Origin of the sequence: Paenibacillus sp. GbtcB18, from assembly GCF_019091125.1 — a bacterium.
Classification (GTDB): Bacteria; Bacillota; Bacilli; order Paenibacillales; family NBRC-103111; genus Paenibacillus_F; species Paenibacillus_F chitinolyticus.
Map to the genome: position 1 here is coordinate 246561 of NZ_JAGXJX010000009.1, position 14611 is coordinate 261171.

The following is a 14611-nucleotide window of genomic DNA, read 5'->3' on the forward strand; positions in this document are numbered from 1 at the left end:
CGGGAGAGAAAACGGGATGAGGAATCCCGCAAGAACGGTTCGGTCATGAGGAACTATTTTCACCCAGGAAAGGAATGAGAAGATGTACGCTACCGTACAGGATTTAATCGTAGAATGGAAAAATGAGGCGGTATTAACCCAGAATGTATTGGACGGGTTGACCGATGATGCGCTCGGGCAGCAGGTATATCCCGGAGGACGTACGCTCGGAAGGATTGTGTGGCATTTTGTCACGAATATCCCGGATTATTTAACCGAATTCGGAGTCTTGGTAGAGAAAGTGCCGAATCCGAACGAGGTGCCGTCCGCAAAGGAGATCGCGGAGACCTTTAATCAGATCAGCTCTCGTGTAGTGCAAGCTTTACAAGAGCAGTGGACGGACGATTCGTTGAAGCACGTCCAAAATGCGTTCGGAAGAATGGAGTCCAACGCGACGATCTTCATGGGATTAATCAAACACATCGTTCACCATCGGGGTCAGGTTACAGTCCTCATGCGTCAAGCGGAGTTGCCTATCCCTGCGGTTTACGGTCCTTCCAAGGAAGGCTGGGTGCAGTTAGGAGTAACGCCACCGCTTTGAGTGTGAAGGATCGCGGGCAGCGGCTAAACTGGGGCTTATTTTCCGTCCAGTACGCCGCTGTCCGCGATTTGTCGTAGAAGAAGGTGACGTCGTCTGTGTGTTGGCAGATATGGATCGGCAGCGAGGACTCAATGTATCCCTTAAGTCTCGAGAATGAGGACCATACTTCTGTTTATGACGAAAAATTGAGGACAACTCACTTGGTAAAGTCATGATGGTTCCTCCAAATATAAGACTCGTTTACTTAAGCAAAACCAAAGAGTTTTTAGCTTTTTTCTGCTTTTTAAGAAGCAGTATAAAAGCGATCACCTGAATACAGATGCTGATCCACCACAATCCTGTATATAGCGAGAAAACAAACGGAGTGAACACAATAGTAGTGTGAAGCATCCAGCGGTAGCGCCCTTGTTTGCCTAATTTATTATCAAGTCCAACCGATAACAAGACACTAAAAAATACAAAGGAAATTAAGGTAGAGACAAAAAACATGGTCAAATGAATTTTAGCGGACATATCCTGCTGGTGAATTAAAACCAAAACATAGGAGACAAGCAGTAAAACAAAAGCCCATATAAATAGAATAGGAACAAAAGGCTTTATCATTCTCTCAATCTTGTCTATAACGTCTGTAGAGTTCTCGTATTTAGAAAGCTCTGCTTTTTCCATCCTAGAAGTATTAATTTGATTATCAATAAAAATTTGTAAGGCCGACAAGATATGAGGATGTCCTTGCGCGTAAAAGGTACGAGTCACTTCCCTCATTTCTTTCGTGAATAGAGCGCTACTTTCTCCAAGAATGTCGTATAGTTTTGCTAAAATGCTCTCATCTTCAGGCTTCTTCAATGCTAAAGCAATAGCGGCTTCCAACTTCCCGAAAGTTTTTAAACGTTCATTTATAAGATTTAGTTTGGCTATGTTATTTCGATTCAATATTTCTTTAAATTCTTTGTACATCCATAAAGTAGAAGTGCCAACCACCAAAATTAGTAAAGTCACTACTGGATTGCTGCCGAACAAAGCAGCTATATCTTTCCACATATGTACTTCCTTCCTGTCCTTGTGTGCCTACTTGTATGCCCGCTTCTCTTTCTCACCCTACGAAGGCACATAAATTCTTTTCAACGGAATCAACGCCTGCTTCTCCGGCGGCATCTTGTCATACCACTCGTTAATCAGCTCGACGATGCCTGCCAAATCCAGCAGCTTGACGCCATTATGCTGTGCCGCGGTCCTGGCTGCCGCCGTAAATCCGCCTGTGGACACGAACAAACAGCTCGCTCCGTGAGGACTTGCTCCTACGAGCTGCTGCACCTCGGGCCCTCCGCTGGTGGCACGTCTATGCTTGACCTGCACCTTGATGATCGGCTTCTCGAACCCGAACGCATCCCGGTGAGCCAGCACATCCACTCCCCCCGTCGGGGCCTTTCGGGCTCACTTTCGTCTGGTAGCCCATCGCTTGAAGCAGCCCCGCAACCAGTTCCTGCATCTCCCATGGGTCGAGCTTGTCCACCCGATCTTCAATGAGCGACTTGGCCCGTCCCTCAAACTCTTCCGTGTTAAACTCTGCCGCTTCTTCATCTCGAACGGTGACATTCACAGGTGCAGCTGGTGTTTGGTGAAATAAAGCCAGAATCTCCTCCTGCCAATCGTCTATCCGGAAAACCGTCAATGTGCTGCCTAAAGAGTACTTGGCTCTTTGCGAAAACAAATCGCGGGGAATTCGTTTGGACTCCCAATCCACCGAAATCACATTGGGATACAAAGCATTGATATCCGTCCTGTATTCCGGCGCCTTGGTCACCGTTCCGAGCATATACTCCCGGGTTTCTCTGGAATAGGTAATCACCCGATCATTCAGAGCAACCTCATTGTAATATCTCCAAACCTGCCCCGCCCATGAGAGCCGCGTCCCCGGCTTCTGATCCGCATAGATCACATGACTATGTTCAACAAACTTCTCTCTGGATGCAAACTTCCTGGGATCTCCTAACTGCGGCCAACCGATCGAAGCAATTTTATTCACTTGCCACTCTGGAATTAACTCATTGTTATCTCCCGCGCGTACCATCCACCACTTGGTCATCTTTGTGAGCCTCCGTCTTAAATTCTGGCTGTTTAGAACTCCAGATGATAATCCCTCTGATCATGATCTGACCCTAATATTGTGATATACAAGCAAATGTCATCTTTCTTTAAAAGCGTTATAGGTCAAGATTCGCCAAAATTCCAACTTTCCCCTCTCTTAATATGCATAAAAATAAAAAGCCTCGTTCCCTTTACCCATAACGTAATGAGAGAACGAGGCCTTGAACGACATTTTAATATTAGTCCATTTCCCTGATTCAGATTAATTGGGATTCATTTTAAGACTAGCTAATCGCTGTATAGTTGGGACAAAATTTTAATTCCATCTTGCACAGCCCTTACATAAATCCATTCTTTCTTCATGTACTCCATAGCCAATCCATTATCCTGCCACTCTCGAAAAATTAATTGCTGCTCCGGGACCATTGATGCCAGTAATTGTGTTTCTAAGGCAACCAAATTTTCATTCATCAATTCGAATGTGGCTAGCTTATCTGACTCTTCCGCAAGCTTATCGAAGCGGTTTATTAAGGAGTTATTTCGTCGGTGAAGTGTGGGCATGAATAAATAACCTCCATCCTTAGGTTTGTATGGATAGAGTATCAAAATTTTGGGATTGAAGTGGTACGTGGAGGCGTATACCTTGTTATACTAAAGGTATATTGTGTGTTATTAAATTTTAATAGCAGTCGGAGGATGTTATGCCTTACAGTGAGACTGATATTGATTTCAGAAAAATAACACCCATTCAATTCGAAGAATTATGTTTTGAGTTATTAGGTCATATTGGTTTTAAAAAACTGTTATGGAGACAAGGCGGTGCCGATAATGGAAGAGACATAGAAGGAATTTCAGATATGAATAATCAATTAGTAGGATCTTATGAAGAAAAATGGTTCTTCGAATGCAAACACCAATCAGGTGGAATTTCTCCAGAACAACTCAATTCTAAGTTCGCATGGGCAGATGCAGAGAAACCTCAACATGTAGCTATACTAACTACAACTTATTTAACAAATGGATGCAGAGTTTGGATAGAAAAGATACGGAATGACAAAGCATACAGAATTCATATTATAGAAGGAAAACAGCTTACTTCACTTGTTTTAGGTTATTCAGATATTATTTCAACATATTTCATTGATGAGAGCAAGAAGCTGTTACTTGATGTTCAAAGAAACTGGCTGTTTCATAATCTGATTCCCGGACCCGATACTTTTCTTTTGCTATCAAGGAAAATAACACCTTCAAAGCTAACAAAAATGAAATAACATTTCTTTGGTGTTTGTTAATTTTGAGGATTCAAGAGCTAGAGGAATGGTCTGTAGATTTAAATGAAGAAGGATTTACCTTTAGTCACTTAATAGAACTTCTAAAAGATTTCAGTGACAAGCACATTGATTCCATATTAACAAAGTTTAATCAAATTACAGTAGTGTCTCTAAGCCACGGAAGTACTGAACTATATAGTGAATATCCTTTGTGTATATCAGCAGAACTTTTGGTAAATAATAAACCGGCAATCTATTCATTTTGTTATCAAAAGCATAGCAAAGGCGAGGGTATTGAGGTCATTATTTATACAGATCATGACTTACATTCGCTCATACGGATAATCAGTAATAATATAAGTGAAGAAACGAAGACCATTACCAACTTTTTATACGGAAACTTTAATTGACCATCATAACAGATTTTTAGTTTCGAGCTTGTAAAAAACTAAATTTTTATTCATCCTCATTGCTAAACCCGCGCCTGGCCAATGCCATTCTATATCTTCATCATTATTATTTATTGTTGTATAAATTCTTTTAAATATTAAAGATTGGACAATTTCATTAAAAATATTATCTAAAAAATTTGTTTCTGCCCATCTTTGTAAGCGAACAGGTAGTCTGTCTTTTAAAAATATAAATTGGTTCAGAAAGTCTATGTTTATTATTTCCCTATAATTCATTTGTAGTAATTCTGTTATTTCTGAATCAAAGCCTTTATAAAGATATACTTTATGTGCGTGAAACTTAAAAGAAAGAATTCCCCCTTTCATACTAATTAACTGCCTTTTGATGTTCTCTTGAATATATTGCTCAATGAGAATTTTATTTATTCTTGAAAAATCCTTAAGAGCACTTTCAGTTATGTTCATACCAATATCACCGCCTAAATAATAATAAGAACAAATGTTCATTTTCATTATACAGAACATTTGTTCTTATTAAAAGGTTTACTTTTTGAATTTTTTAGTAATTCTAGAAGTATCTAATTTGGTATATTGCTGAGCTGCAAAAACTACGTCATCAATTAATTCATCTATTTTGTTCTCGGTAACAACAAAATCTTCAACTGTGAATAGTTCATGTAGCATTCTACTAAAACTATCAGGAACTAAAGTAATTTCCTCTCTGTACTTTAGGAACTGTGAATGTAGATGGCTAATAACTTTGGCAGTAATAAAGATAGGTTTTCCTATATACTCCCTTCCTATTTGCTTATGGAAATAGTCAGCCATAGTTTTTATTTGACCTTTTCTAAATTTATTACTAATAAAAATATGAGCTGTTACTTGTCCATTCGTACAGTAAGCGGATATTTCCTTTAAATTGTTTATTTTTGAAATATAATCCAGCCCTTTTCTTTTTTCATCAGACTTTAAGTTATAGCCCTTATTATCTTTATTTAGTTTGCAATCATATGAGAAAACTACCTTTTGTTGATGCACTTCCATACCAGCCCTATCCATATATTGTAGAGCAAATATACCTTCTGGGACTGCTATTCCCTTCATTTCTTTGCCCCATTTTTCTGAATTAGGCACTAGTTGCTTAATTATAGTAAATACGTCATCTTCAAAAATGTCTTGATCATATACATTAAGGTCTTCCTCCCGGTCACTAACATTTTGTATTATAGTGTTGGCTTTGATTGCTGCGGAATCAATCAAATATTGTGTCCTTTTCTCTAACCCCGTTAAGATATCTTTAATGAATTCGTTAAGTGTTGGCATTTGGCTATTAGTATAGATACTTCCAAATGTAAGATGTTGCATCGTGTCTAAACAAAAAATATTACTTGTTTCTTTATCAACACCATAATAAATTAGAATTGTAGGCACTAATTGTCGTTCAAACATGTCGAGCATTTTTCGTGAAAGTACATTACCAGATACAATACATTGATATGGTTTTCCCTTGTATGTGAATTTATAAATACGATAATTTTTCCCCCTATAGGGCCAATCCGAAAGAGGTAATCTTACACAATCAGATTCTTGATTTATAAAATCAGTAAAGATGGAGAATACAAAATTTTCAATCTTATCATGGTTTATTTTATGGACCATACTATTTACCTTTGTTAATTTTGAATCAGAACAATTTGGGCACTTTTCCTCGCCCCCTTCATCTTTTTCTGGCTCAACTAAGCTATTGCAATAGATACATTTGGTCCTTACTACTTCATTTTTATAAATAAATTCTTTTTGGACAAACTCATCGTAAAACACAGTATCGTCTGATAATTCATCTTCTGCAAGCCTCAATAATCTATCAACTTTATCAGAGATACCTCCTTTAAATTTGTTTTCAACTGGCTGATTGATCGGAAAGCCAAACTTTTGCATGAATTTTTTCATTATTGATTTCTTCTTATTCTCCTCTAACTTACTATCATCCAATTTAAAAATTACATTTCCCTCGCCCACCATTATAGAACGGACGGAACGAGTGCAAGAATCAGATGTGAAATATATTTGTTTAACATCTTTTAAGCTGTTCAAATCAATTATCCTTCGATTAAAGGCATCTATTACACTTAACCAGATATCTGACTTAGGCAACTCAATTGTGATTTCAGGGGATTTACTGAGCAATGAATTTGAAAAGACAATTCTATTTATTTCAAAATCTTCAGGTTCAATACCGCTGGCGGCTTCACCATTTTCAAAAACCCTTAATACAGCATCCTCGGTATACTCTGTAAAAACAGTTGGAATTATCTCTGTAAGTTCTCCAAGTTCCTGGTTGAAATATTTTTTTAAACCATACAGCTCCATCTTTGTTGGCGCTTTTATTTCGATAATTTTATCAATTATGTTGATAGAAAACATCACTTGATCTATATCTTTTACTCTTTTTGCCATGTCAAATCCAGGGCGTTTAGTATCTTTTGTTTGTTTGTATAACAAATATATATAATGTTTTTTTTCATCCAATATACAGTGAGCAGTTATTTTATATTGGCTGTTCTGTTTAGAAAATCTATACAAAGTGTCTATTATCTTAGTTTGAAAGCCTTTATGTGAAGCTATTCCTTTTAAAAGAGAAGAGCTTGCTGTACTAGACCAAGTAAACAAATCTCCTGTGCTTTTAGATTTCCATTCATGCACAACTAAGATTTCATATAGGAATGATGGAGACGTGTAAAACAAATGAACTAGTTTAACGTAATCTGAAGAGTCAAATCTAAATTGCGAGTTTGCGAATTTTTTTTCATATAATTCCTCTATAGCTCTTTTCTTTCTCGACAAAAATTCTTTAAGATAGATTAAATACTTATGATCATCCCTATTATTTATAACTTCAAAGAAATTCGCATCATCAGTCATGTCCTTTTCTATTTTTAAAATTTTGAATATATCCCTCTTTTCTAGCGTTTTAAGACCAGAGAGCATTTTTTCTATTCCAGTTTCATTATATAATTCATCCATCCGTTCATGATTCACTTTAGCTTCGTTCCAAAAATCTTTATTTACAGAATCAAGGCTTTTGTAACCATTTGTATATGACATATATCCCTCTCCAACTTCAGTTTTTTATAAAGCTTTTTGTTTTAGTAACAAAAAAAAAAGAAGATCCTACCCTTAATCCTGGGTCAGATCGCCTTTTCGCAAAAGCGCATTGCTGTTATTATCATGATGCAGGTACCCGCTTAGTATGTTTTAAATGTGCCTAACACTGCCTTCTCCTTAGTCCGGGCAAAAACCTCTAACACATTCTTCTGCCTGGAGCCTTTGGAAAACTGATGAACCTTTCCGACTTGTTGACCCCAATTTGTACATAGCCCTTAAGACCTACTTCTATTTTACAACAGTTAATTCCTTTTATCGACAACATATCTTAATGAATTATGCTATAGGATGACTGCTCCATTACAGTAGCACAATCATTCCAATGGCATAGTAATAAAATAACCCCACTCATACCTACAATACATAGGATGAAATAGGGCTATTCATGATTCAGTTTATTACGAATAGGCAAGACCCAATCGGGCAGGGAACTATTTTGGTAGGCTAAACTCTCGTCTTTTACCTCAAGCACGATTTCACCATTTAAAGCACTATTGTCAATCACCAGCAAATGATTAACCAACCGCATATAAGTAAGCAAATTTTGTATAGAGGTGACATGCCGTTTCAAGATATCCGTCGTAGGAATATGGTGTCCTCCATTACGAACCCAGCTGGCAACACGTTCTACGTTTAAATTCGGGTTTCCAAGACCGACATAAAACATCATAATCTCAAATTGCTTCGCCTTAGCTTCCTTCATAAGTCGTATTGCATATCCGCCGGACAAGGTAGTTTCTATAGAATAATCACGCTGCTGATCTATACAGTCTCGAGCCAACCGGATGGCTTCCTTGCCTGCTGACACTCTTGCATGCTCAGGGTGTGACGGATTGATACGCCGCGCTAAATCATCCGGATCAATATTTACGCTAATGCCTATTCGATCAATAATCAAGTTTCGAATGGTGCTTTTTCCGCTGCCGTTATTTCCGGCAAAAATAAACATCGTGGCTTTTTGTTCAGACATACGGTAGTTGATCTCCCGGTAAAAATTCCTTTTCCCCGTTAGAATACTCCCTTACTAGCTTGCCTGAAGTGTCTTTATAGACCACATAGGTACCGTTCGCTTTGGCGTCGAGCTTCGCCCGTTCTCCCGTTAGCTTTATAAGTTTTGTTAAATCTTGTTTCTTCTCCATATGCGGCACCTCCTTTTCTCTCAGGATAAAATTAAAAGTCGATACTTGCATTAGGTAACCATTAAACGAAGAACAAACAGAAAGCCATTATGGGGCTAAATTACTCATCTGTACTAAAATAAAATACATCCCTTTAAATTCGGATATCCTAAAGCCACATAATTTATTGGTTTAACGAGCTATACAAATCACCGCGAGTCACGATCACTTTTCACAAAGAGCCCCGAAACAAACAAAACGATCCCTAACAGAGGAAGAATGATTTCCAGCAGATGAAGCTTGATCCCCATTGTATTTCCCATAAAATCGGTCAAAAGGAATACGAAAATCCCCGAAAGCATTAATTTCATAGACATTCACAACCCTCCTGATCCACGTTAGTCATGCAAAGCTAAGGGTGGTTAATAATTGCATTGTAAACGATATTTTCTTTCCCTTCATTCGATAAAACAAAAAAGCACCCTCTTTTACACTGAAGAGAATGCTCCTACGAATTATTTTCCAAACCTATTTGATGTCAAAAATATACTCAAAGCATACCCCAGGCCAAATACTGCGCCGGAGGATATAAAAAACACATAAAACAGAAACGCCTCCGCCGAAAAGAGATTTCCGCCGCCAAAAGCAGCAAATATAAATATGGTGGGAAGAACAAACATGAGTCCGCACCCGATAGGGTAAAGTAGAAGACGCATAATTGCCGATTTTATTTTGGATGTAACAAAGAAACATATCAAAAGATAAGAGGGAACCAAGATGATTAAATACGCAATTCCCACCCAATAACGAACGGCTGGTAAATCCCCTTCGCTCATAGTCTGCTCCCAAACTAACCACAGAACAGCTTGATAAGCCCATAAGCCTGCGCAAAAGGACAATAGGATATTTAATGATAGAAAAAAATATCTAAGAATTTTCATCCCGTCGTCCTCCCTAGGTTGGTTTAAAGTAAATGAACCATCTATCGACCTGGCTGATATACCAATTGTATTTGACGGCCTGTGTAAAATGTAGTTCTAACTTTTATAGGACCTGCTATTCGCTGATCTAGAATCTTATCAATCATCTTGTTTACAAACAAATTCCATCTTACTTAGTATTTATATAAATTACATTCAAGAGTAAATGGGGCCTCACAGTTGCCAACGCCTGAAGAAAGGTTACAATCACTCGGTTATATTCTTCCTCAAGCTAGTAAGCCTGCAGCCAAGTATACTAACTTCATAGTCGCTAATGGATTACTATTTTTATCGGGAAAAGGACCTTCTAAAGCCCAGCAGGGGAAATTGGGCTCTGATTATACGACAGAGGAAGGGTATAACTTTGCCATGCAAACAGGTCTAGAAGTCTTCGCTGTCTTAAGAGAAGAATTGGGAACACTCGATAAAATAAAAAGGGTTATTAAAGTACAAGGATTTGTAAATGCAACCCCTGATTTTCAGGAGCACCATAAAGTTTTGGAGGTTTTTTCGGATCTTATGTTCAATATCTTCATGGATAATGGAGTTCATGCAAGGTCTGTACTCGGAGTTGTGTCGCTGAGAGATAATTTACCCATTATAGTTGACTCCATCTTTGAAATTCATGAGTAATTTAAAAGAGGACTAACGTCATCTTGACCAAAAAAATGGATCAATTTCAAATCCGTAAATAACAAAAAGAACCTTAAAGAGCTGACAGCCCTTTAAGGTTCTTTTGCTCGTATACCTATTCCCTTACCACCCTCCCCACAATCCGCGCCAAATGATTACGTCCCAGCAGCCCCGTGAGGAAGCCCATCAACCCCAGGCAGATCAGCCCTATGAAAATTCAACCCATGCGGAAGAACAGCCGCGAGTTCCAGATGCCGGCGCCTTTGTTGAAGACGATCATTTCGGCATCGATGATGATAGCCATGAAGGAGGTGCCCATGAAGCAGCTCGTAACCGCCCTGGGTGGTCTGGATCGGGCCGGGCAAGATTTCCGGTCCGTAGACGAGCGACGGCCCGTTTCACAGAAGCAGTCCCGCGGTCCAGTAGACGAAGGGTGAGCAGCGTTTTTTGAACCAAGGCTTGCGGATGAGCGATTTCCGGGCGTAAACAGCCGTAAATCGTAAATGTTCGAGATGTTGGACAACGGTCCGGCGAACATGATGCCGATGCGGCCACCGAGCAGCAGCGCTTCTGGATATCGTGGGTGACAAAAATAACGATTTTGTCGATATCCTGCCAACTTCCTAAAAATTAAGTTCTACTGATCCCTTAGGAACCATAAACTTGAAAAGACTGCTAAATGCAATGAACGTTTTACTTTCCTTTCCGTAAAAAAATCCCGCGTCCGTATACATAAGGATCGCGGGATAAGATTCGCTTTATTAACTCTGTAATACCACTGCTAATTAAAATCCAGATACATAGTCGCTTCCATAATTTGCATCACCCAAATTTAACATATTGTAGTGTGTTGTCTTAGCATTGTTTAATTGAGCTGCCGCATTTTTACTAATCTGCAATCTAGAAACTGTAGCGTAAGATGTAGAAGTAAATCCAATAAACACCAAAAGAGCGTTTGCATATGAGGAGACAACCGCAACCCACCCAACTGGACCTGTAAGAAACCCTTGAACCAGCAGTACATAAGAAGCAAGAGCAGATGCCCATCCTACTACTTCCCAGAAGGTACTAGCTTCCAAATCATCGACGATGTATCTCTCATAAGTATTTATTTGCTGCTTAAAAGTAGCCAACCTGCTAGCTTTTGCCGTATTGTTACCTACACTCCCATGTAATCTTGTATATTTGCTGTCTTCCCCGGCATGTCCAAGAACTTGTGCAGTAAAATCACCATTTATAATGTTATGCCTGTAAAGATTATCGTAAGCACCACACGACTCAACACCCCCAGAGTTTGAAGGGCACGTGCTAACCATTGGCGTCACTTTAGAAGCTTGTAACTCGGAAATCTTTTGTTTTATTGTGTTTAATTGTTCAAGATTAATCCCTTGTACTTCCTTATCCTGAACTTTTGGAAGTTTACTAACATTGGTCTCTAATTTTTTTAATATAGCTTGTTCTTTAGAAGAGTCTAAAGTCTCCTTTTCGAATGTATCATTATTTTTGATTACATTCGCTAATTGTGATTGATCATTAAGAGGACTAGATGCTACAAAATTTTGATTATTAATTTTTGCTTTCCCTGTAATAAAATCGTTTGCGGATTTATCATTTTTTATTACGGTTTTAATGTAGTTCCCTTGGTTGTCGTAAAAATCTTCAATTGAACTTACTTCAGATTTTATGGCTCTTCCTTCATCTACATAGATCTTTGTTACAGCATTTACTACCTCGTATCCGGTTTTTTCAAAATACCCTTCTGCGTTTAACGTATCGGAATACGTTTCAATGGTGTAAGATTCAACTGTCGAGATCGGTTCTTGCTTACCTAAATTCGCACTAGCTCCTTGTGAACTTTCAGCCGAAACTGGCCCAAGACTGGTGAAACAAAAAAGGGAGACCAAAGATAAAACTGTAACCAACTTCCTACTCTTCTTGTTAATCATTTTCTACCTCCACATATTTTTTTCAATCAATGTATTAGACGATACAAATTTGGAAAAGTTGCTTTAATTTTACATTAAATAAAATTTAATTATATTTCATTTTTTTCGAGTAATTTGTGTTATAATGATCATAAAATGGAATTTTAATTTCGAGTGAAGTCTATGCTTTAAAATGGAAGCTGTTAGTTATTCCATTTGGGAGGTGGGCATATGAATAAGTACACAGCCTATATTTTTGTTAGTTTGCTTGTCATATTAATACCATTGATAGGATTATTGTATGGACTTTGGGATATGACTCAACCTAAGGTTGGTCCCGTAGGAAATGGAAAAATAGCAGGACCTTCAACTGTTCAACTAATAGTCATTACCAGTACTATCTTGGTAGGCATATTGAATTTAATAATTGCAATAAAAATGTATTTCGATCATAAAAAAACCAAGTAACTTCAACCACATTTCTGATTAACTATGTGTTTTACTCAGATAAAAAGAGTAGCCCCTCAACCTGCTTTATACCGCAACTTGGAACCCTACTTATGGCTAAGTCATAGTAACTCTTATAATGGATTCGTTTCGCAATCATTTATCTAAACAATTTACATAAAATGCACCTCTATTCAATGAGCAAGACTTTATCATCTTGTCCCAAGTTTAGAGGCGCCTAGTAGTTGTAATCAATGGATATACATATTCCCCTACCGCCGTCCCCCCACTGTCCCCACAACCCCATACCGAGCCAAAAGCTTACGCCCCAGCAGCGCCACGGCGCGATCCGTGATGAAACCCATCAGCCCCAGGCAGATCAGCCCCACGAAAATCCAGTCCGTACGGAAGAACAGCCGCGAGTTCCAGATGAGATAGCCGACGCCTTCGTTGGAGGCGATCATTTCTGCACCGATGATGGCCATGAAGGAAGTGCCCATGGCGAGGCGGATGCCCGTGAACATGTATGGCACGGTGGCCGGAATGATCACATGCAGGACGATTTGCCATTCGGAGGCGCCCATGCTGCGGGCGGAGCGGATTTTGTCCTCCTCCACGGCGAGCACGCCGGTTAAAGTGTTCAGCACGACGATGAAGAAAGTGGCGTACAGGATGAGCACGACTTTCGATGTCTCCCCGATGCCGAACCAGACGAGAAACAGCGTAATAAACGCGATCGGCGGAATGAAGCGGATGAAGTTCAGAAACGGTTCCGCGAAAGCGCGGATGGCACCGACTTTACCGATGACGAGGCCGACCGGGATGGCGATCAGACTGCCGAGGGTCCAGCCGAGCAGGACGCGGTACGAACTGATCCCGATGTATTGCAGCAGGGTTCCGTCGGCGAGCAGCTCGTAGCCGCCTTGGGCGGTCAGGATCGGGCCGGGCAGGATTTCCGGACCGTAAACGAGCGACAGCCCGTGCCACAGAAGCAGTCCCGCGATCCAGAAGACGAGGGTGAGCAGCGTTTTTTTGAACCATGACTTGCGGATAAGCGGTTTCCCACCGGAAACAGCCGATATGGACGCCTTGGTCGTGATCGTTTTTTTTGCCGAAATGGCATTCGTGTTCATATGGCTTCTCCTCTCTATTCGTCGAAATGAGCCTGGATGCGGTTGTACAGCTCGTAAAACTCCGGCGACCCCAGGTCCCGAGGATACGTGAGGGGCACGTCGTAAATGTGCGAGATGTTGGACGACGGGCCGGCGGACATGATGCCGATGCGGCCGCCGAGCAGCAACGCTTCCTGGATGTCGTGGGTGACAAAAATGACAGTTTTGTCGGTTTCCTGCCAAATCCGCTGAAGCTCCTTCTGCATGGTGCGGCGCGTCATTGCGTCGAGCGCGCCGAAAGGCTCATCCATGAGCAGGATGGCCGGATCGTTCGACAGCACGCGGGCCAGCTGCACGCGCTGCTTCATGCCGCCGGACAGCTCGCGCGGGAACTTGCTCTCGTGTCCCTTGAGACCGACCAGTTCGATGTACTGGTCGGAAATGCTGCGGCGCTCGGCCGCCGGGACACGCTTCATGCGCAGGCCGAACTCCACGTTCTCCCTGACCGTGAGCCAGGGAAACAGGGACGAATCAGCCTGCTGGAAAACGACGGCGCGGTCTTGGCCGGGCCGGTCAACCTCGCGGTCGCCGACGCGCACCTCGCCGGACGTCTTGGAGACGAAGCCCGCGATGAGACTGAGCAGCGTCGATTTGCCGCAGCCGCTCGGCCCCAGCAGGACGAAAAATTCGCCGCCCCGGACCGCCAGATTCACGTCCTGAATGATGTAGTGCAGCTCGCCCGCGGAAGGCTGCATGTAGCTTTTGTCCAGGCGTTCGATGTGGATTTCGTTGCGTTTCGGCGCTGCCTCAGTGCTCATACTTCATCCCCCTGTTCAGTTTTGTTGCGTTATGTTCTTGCCGTGTTTCGCTTTGTGACAGCGATCC

17 protein-coding genes and 1 pseudogene are annotated in these 14611 nt (G+C 40.8%); 4 read left to right on the plus strand and 14 right to left on the minus strand.

The window, feature by feature from the left end; all coding sequences use genetic code 11:
- Positions 1 to 82: 82 nt before the first annotated feature.
- Complete coding sequence (locus KVT34_RS23905) at positions 83 to 580, plus strand: DinB family protein (RefSeq protein ID WP_217561814.1); 498 nt, start codon at positions 83 to 85, stop codon at positions 578 to 580.
- A 240-nt stretch (positions 581 to 820) separates the two neighbouring features.
- Here the strand turns inward: KVT34_RS23905 and KVT34_RS23910 are convergent, their stop codons facing one another.
- The 4 genes from KVT34_RS23910 to KVT34_RS23920 all read right to left on the minus strand — a co-directional run bounded on the left by KVT34_RS23910 (position 821) and on the right by KVT34_RS23920 (position 3226).
- Complete coding sequence (locus tag KVT34_RS23910; RefSeq protein ID WP_217561816.1) at positions 821 to 1618, minus strand: hypothetical protein; 798 nt, start codon at positions 1616 to 1618, stop codon at positions 821 to 823.
- A 57-nt stretch (positions 1619 to 1675) separates the two neighbouring features.
- On the minus strand, positions 1676 to 1981 hold the full coding sequence (locus KVT34_RS32640; RefSeq protein WP_309244128.1) for a restriction endonuclease: 306 nt from the start codon (positions 1979 to 1981) through the stop codon (positions 1676 to 1678).
- Complete coding sequence (locus KVT34_RS23915; protein WP_309244129.1) at positions 1917 to 2663, minus strand: restriction endonuclease; 747 nt, start codon at positions 2661 to 2663, stop codon at positions 1917 to 1919. The genes KVT34_RS32640 and KVT34_RS23915 overlap by 65 nt, the downstream gene beginning before the upstream one ends.
- A gap of 290 nt (positions 2664 to 2953) precedes the next feature.
- Positions 2954 to 3226, minus strand: a complete 273-nt coding sequence (locus KVT34_RS23920; RefSeq protein WP_217561818.1) for a hypothetical protein — start codon at positions 3224 to 3226, stop codon at positions 2954 to 2956.
- Positions 3227 to 3366: 140 nt separating this feature from the next.
- On the opposite strand from KVT34_RS23920, the gene KVT34_RS23925 reads away from it, so the two are divergent.
- Complete coding sequence (locus KVT34_RS23925) at positions 3367 to 3936, plus strand: restriction endonuclease (protein WP_217561819.1); 570 nt, start codon at positions 3367 to 3369, stop codon at positions 3934 to 3936.
- Between the two features lie 413 nt (positions 3937 to 4349).
- Here the strand turns inward: KVT34_RS23925 and KVT34_RS23930 are convergent, their stop codons facing one another.
- The 6 genes from KVT34_RS23930 to KVT34_RS23955 all read right to left on the minus strand — a co-directional run bounded on the left by KVT34_RS23930 (position 4350) and on the right by KVT34_RS23955 (position 9570).
- Positions 4350 to 4811 (minus strand): hypothetical protein, encoded by a 462-nt coding sequence (locus tag KVT34_RS23930; RefSeq protein WP_217561822.1) that lies wholly within the window; start codon positions 4809 to 4811, stop codon positions 4350 to 4352.
- A 78-nt stretch (positions 4812 to 4889) separates the two neighbouring features.
- Positions 4890 to 7451 carry a hypothetical protein gene (locus KVT34_RS23935; protein ID WP_217561824.1) on the minus strand — a complete coding sequence of 854 codons (2562 nt, stop codon included), beginning with the start codon at positions 7449 to 7451 and terminating at the stop codon, positions 4890 to 4892.
- Between the two features lie 439 nt (positions 7452 to 7890).
- A complete protein-coding gene (locus tag KVT34_RS23940) occupies positions 7891 to 8481 on the minus strand; it encodes an ATPase (protein WP_217561826.1) in 591 nt (196 codons plus the stop codon).
- Entirely contained in the window at positions 8474 to 8650 is a 177-nt protein-coding gene (locus tag KVT34_RS23945) for a hypothetical protein (protein ID WP_217561828.1), read from the minus strand. The genes KVT34_RS23940 and KVT34_RS23945 overlap by 8 nt, the downstream gene beginning before the upstream one ends.
- A gap of 188 nt (positions 8651 to 8838) precedes the next feature.
- The gene (locus KVT34_RS23950; protein WP_217561830.1) at positions 8839 to 9006 is read right to left on the minus strand and encodes a hypothetical protein; all 168 of its coding nucleotides are present in this window, start codon (positions 9004 to 9006) and stop codon (positions 8839 to 8841) included.
- A gap of 138 nt (positions 9007 to 9144) precedes the next feature.
- Positions 9145 to 9570 carry a hypothetical protein gene (locus tag KVT34_RS23955; RefSeq protein ID WP_217561832.1) on the minus strand — a complete coding sequence of 142 codons (426 nt, stop codon included), beginning with the start codon at positions 9568 to 9570 and terminating at the stop codon, positions 9145 to 9147.
- Between the two features lie 219 nt (positions 9571 to 9789).
- Between KVT34_RS23955 and KVT34_RS23960 the strand changes: the two genes are divergently transcribed.
- Complete coding sequence (locus KVT34_RS23960) at positions 9790 to 10242, plus strand: RidA family protein (RefSeq protein ID WP_217561834.1); 453 nt, start codon at positions 9790 to 9792, stop codon at positions 10240 to 10242.
- Between the two features lie 115 nt (positions 10243 to 10357).
- Here the strand turns inward: KVT34_RS23960 and KVT34_RS32015 are convergent.
- A pseudogene (locus KVT34_RS32015) lies at positions 10358 to 10561 on the minus strand (ABC transporter permease); the annotation flags it as partial.
- 466 nt (positions 10562 to 11027) lie between these two features.
- The gene (locus KVT34_RS23970) at positions 11028 to 12188 is read right to left on the minus strand and encodes a hypothetical protein (protein ID WP_217561838.1); all 1161 of its coding nucleotides are present in this window, start codon (positions 12186 to 12188) and stop codon (positions 11028 to 11030) included.
- Positions 12189 to 12398: 210 nt separating this feature from the next.
- Here KVT34_RS23970 and KVT34_RS23975 point away from each other — a divergent pair, with 210 nt between their 5' ends.
- Positions 12399 to 12635, plus strand: a complete 237-nt coding sequence (locus KVT34_RS23975) for a hypothetical protein (RefSeq protein ID WP_217561840.1) — start codon at positions 12399 to 12401, stop codon at positions 12633 to 12635.
- Positions 12636 to 12886: 251 nt separating this feature from the next.
- On the opposite strand, the gene KVT34_RS23980 is transcribed toward KVT34_RS23975, so the two are convergent.
- Together KVT34_RS23980 and KVT34_RS23985 are read right to left on the minus strand one after the other, a co-directional pair.
- Positions 12887 to 13747 (minus strand): ABC transporter permease, encoded by an 861-nt coding sequence (locus KVT34_RS23980; protein WP_254635097.1) that lies wholly within the window; start codon positions 13745 to 13747, stop codon positions 12887 to 12889.
- 14 nt (positions 13748 to 13761) lie between these two features.
- Positions 13762 to 14544 carry an ABC transporter ATP-binding protein gene (locus tag KVT34_RS23985; protein WP_217561842.1) on the minus strand — a complete coding sequence of 261 codons (783 nt, stop codon included), beginning with the start codon at positions 14542 to 14544 and terminating at the stop codon, positions 13762 to 13764.
- Positions 14545 to 14611 lie beyond the last annotated feature (67 nt).

Coding starts and splice junctions, on each gene's coding strand:
- KVT34_RS23950 (WP_217561830.1), bottom strand. CDS start 9,006: ATGTCTATGAAATTAATGCTTTCGGGGATTTTCGTATTCCTTTTGACC.
- KVT34_RS23985 (WP_217561842.1), bottom strand. CDS start 14,544: ATGAGCACTGAGGCAGCGCCGAAACGCAACGAAATCCACATCGAACGC.
- KVT34_RS23920 (WP_217561818.1), bottom strand. CDS start 3,226: ATGCCCACACTTCACCGACGAAATAACTCCTTAATAAACCGCTTCGAT.
- KVT34_RS23980 (WP_254635097.1), bottom strand. CDS start 13,747: ATGAACACGAATGCCATTTCGGCAAAAAAAACGATCACGACCAAGGCG.
- KVT34_RS23975 (WP_217561840.1), top strand. CDS start 12,399: ATGAATAAGTACACAGCCTATATTTTTGTTAGTTTGCTTGTCATATTA.
- KVT34_RS23970 (WP_217561838.1), bottom strand. CDS start 12,188: ATGATTAACAAGAAGAGTAGGAAGTTGGTTACAGTTTTATCTTTGGTC.
- KVT34_RS23935 (WP_217561824.1), bottom strand. CDS start 7,451: ATGTCATATACAAATGGTTACAAAAGCCTTGATTCTGTAAATAAAGAT.
- KVT34_RS23955 (WP_217561832.1), bottom strand. CDS start 9,570: ATGAAAATTCTTAGATATTTTTTTCTATCATTAAATATCCTATTGTCC.
- KVT34_RS23930 (WP_217561822.1), bottom strand. CDS start 4,811: ATGAACATAACTGAAAGTGCTCTTAAGGATTTTTCAAGAATAAATAAA.
- KVT34_RS23945 (WP_217561828.1), bottom strand. CDS start 8,650: ATGGAGAAGAAACAAGATTTAACAAAACTTATAAAGCTAACGGGAGAA.
- KVT34_RS23940 (WP_217561826.1), bottom strand. CDS start 8,481: ATGTCTGAACAAAAAGCCACGATGTTTATTTTTGCCGGAAATAACGGC.
- KVT34_RS23905 (WP_217561814.1), top strand. CDS start 83: ATGTACGCTACCGTACAGGATTTAATCGTAGAATGGAAAAATGAGGCG.
- KVT34_RS23915 (WP_309244129.1), bottom strand. CDS start 2,663: ATGACCAAGTGGTGGATGGTACGCGCGGGAGATAACAATGAGTTAATT.
- KVT34_RS23910 (WP_217561816.1), bottom strand. CDS start 1,618: ATGTGGAAAGATATAGCTGCTTTGTTCGGCAGCAATCCAGTAGTGACT.
- KVT34_RS23925 (WP_217561819.1), top strand. CDS start 3,367: ATGCCTTACAGTGAGACTGATATTGATTTCAGAAAAATAACACCCATT.